Source organism: Microcystis sp. LEGE 08355 (assembly GCF_015207185.1).
In the GTDB taxonomy this organism is placed as follows: Bacteria; Cyanobacteriota; Cyanobacteriia; order Cyanobacteriales; family Microcystaceae; genus Microcystis; species Microcystis panniformis.
Genome location: NZ_JADEXI010000678.1, coordinates 1 through 2,299 on the forward strand (window position 1 = coordinate 1; position 2,299 = coordinate 2,299).

Here is a 2,299-nt window from a genome sequence, read left to right on the forward strand (position 1 = left end):
GTTTTTACCAAGAGTTGTCAAACAATCCGAAACTGGTTTGGAGAAATCATTAGTTATTTCGAGCGAAGGACAACGAATGGGGTGGTCGAGGGAATCAACAATAAACTTAAACTAATAAAACGGAGAGCCTATGGCTTTAGAAACTTTCGGAATTTTTGGGTTAGAAGTATGTTATCTTGGCATCTTGTCTGTTGATTTAGCATAAAGAGTAACGAAGAGCCATTTTAAGTTAATTATTTGCATAACAATTACCGAAGAGCCGGGTTTTGTTGCCTCAACCCAATCTACAAGATCGGCGATCTGCTACCCAGTGCCTTCGGCATCGCACTGTTTATTGAGAATGAACGGGGGAACCCTGAAATTTTCGGCTTAGTTGGCGGCAGCTTGCCGCCAACTCATTCCTCTAGACCGGAATCCACTGGTTTGTATTTGTATTCCATTTGGCGACAAGGTAAGATTTGCCAATAACACGAGTTGTATCCACACCATCATAGAATCCAGTTACACGGCAATTCCATACCCCGCCAGCGGCGGTGTAGTACTTCATCGTAGCCGAAAAAGGGCAACCATCAACTGTACCTTGAAAGTAAGAATACGCGATACGGGTCATGGTATATGCTGGACAAATCAAGGGAATGGTCACAGTTTGTTCCGCTGTATTGCTCCATCGCTGATTATAGCCAGTTTCAACGCTCACTTGCCATGAGGATGAGGCTTCGGCCTCAACAAGTCCTGGCACTTCCGCCTTTACACTGAATGATTGTCCAAATGTCAACCCTCCCTTGACGAACCACTCTCCGGCTTTTTCTATGCGAGTTATTTTTTGGATAGCACCTTGATGGGAATCTGTACTAGAAGGGTTTGGTATCGTAACATCATAAGCATACTTCTTGTCTGGTGAAGAGATCTTATTAAGATCGTACTCTAATTCAGTTAAGAGGCTTTTCTCCACCTTTGCTAGCATTACGAACCCTAAACAATCAATATCCCAAGCCGCTTGACCAAGAACACCAAGAATAACACCGCCCCCAGGATTCATCTTGTATTCAGTTTTTAGTCCCCATTTTGTCATTTTTGGAAAAAAGTCTTGACCTTTAGATGTCTGAATTCTGAACGCGCCGCAACGAGTTCCTATACCATTTCCCCAGATGGACAACCCAGTGACAGTTTCCCCACCTGCATAATCTATTGTTATACCACCGCAGTACGTACCTGCCATTTGCCCGCGAACAACAACGCTATTGTCAGAAAACTTAATTCGGATTCCATGTAATGTCCACGTATCAGCCCACGCTTCAATCCCAGACACAGCAAGTCCCTGATCATACTTCTCATCCTGAAACTCAGTACCGCCATCCCCGCCAATGACGTAATAAGCATAGTCGCCGGTATGCTTGGCTAAGATGTCTCCTTCAACTCCTTTACCCAAGGCTTTTTCAGTTGTTCCTGCTATGGCTTCTAGTTTTGCCTTTTGCTGATCTTCGAATGATTTCCCTTCATCTATTGCCGCAGCCATTTCTGGGGTTGGCTCTTGATCTGGCTCATATCATTTTTCAAAAGTAATGACAGACTTAGTTGATCATTTCAAAGCGCAATCCCTCTCGGAGAAAGGAATTGCACTTTCAGATGTTAGTCACGACTATTGAAAATTGGTATCAGGTTCCCTTTCCTCATTCCACTTAGATAAATCTATCTTTTCCATGTCCATTTGTTCAACCTTCCTTGATTTTGAATTATTTGGGGTTAAAAGTGATTTGTTTAATCACCTTTGATACCAGAATAAGTTTTATTTGGGGTAATGGCAATCTCTAAAGTTAATACTTTTCTAATAGGTTTTTTTGAGCAGAATATTAACTTTTATATTAGATTTATATTAGATTTATATTAAATTTAAGGGGTCACTTTATGGTGTGACTACCTCATCCCTGAAAGTAGAACCAATGAACTAATCGGGCGACTAAAATCATCAAAACCCTTTTAGCCTCTGACTTGTAGCGGTTTTAGGGGATGAAAAGAAGGCAGCAAAAAAGCGATCGCAATTCTTGAAAACAGACAGCGATCGCCTAACTTTTAACTATCACAAGCAACATTATTGGAGGGCTGATAATTCTTCCCGAAGAATACGGCGTAAATCGGACTGAGTGAGCGATCGCTCAGAAGGAGATTGGATATATTAGATCTCTTGCAAAAGTAATCAAGATATATATTTTTGTCGGTAACGAAGTTCGTAATTGTAGATACCAGCAATCAAATTCAATCTCAGACCAAATCGCCGTCGGCGATTTCTGTATCTTGATGA

Annotated in this window: 2 protein-coding genes and 1 pseudogene; 1 reads left to right on the plus strand and 2 read right to left on the minus strand. The window is 41.5% G+C overall.

Going from position 1 to position 2,299, the window contains the following annotated elements; translation table 11 throughout:
- Window positions 1-195: transposase (locus IQ242_RS22795; RefSeq protein ID WP_193961517.1), on the plus strand; the 195-nt coding region annotated here is incomplete at its 5' end.
- A 208-nt stretch (window positions 196-403) separates the two neighbouring features.
- On the opposite strand, the gene IQ242_RS22800 is transcribed toward IQ242_RS22795, so the two are convergent.
- Window positions 404-1,516, minus strand: a complete 1,113-nt coding sequence (locus IQ242_RS22800; RefSeq protein WP_193961518.1) for a hypothetical protein — start codon at window positions 1,514-1,516, stop codon at window positions 404-406.
- A 678-nt stretch (window positions 1,517-2,194) separates the two neighbouring features.
- Window positions 2,195-2,299 (minus strand): annotated as a pseudogene (locus tag IQ242_RS22805) (IS5/IS1182 family transposase); the annotation flags it as partial.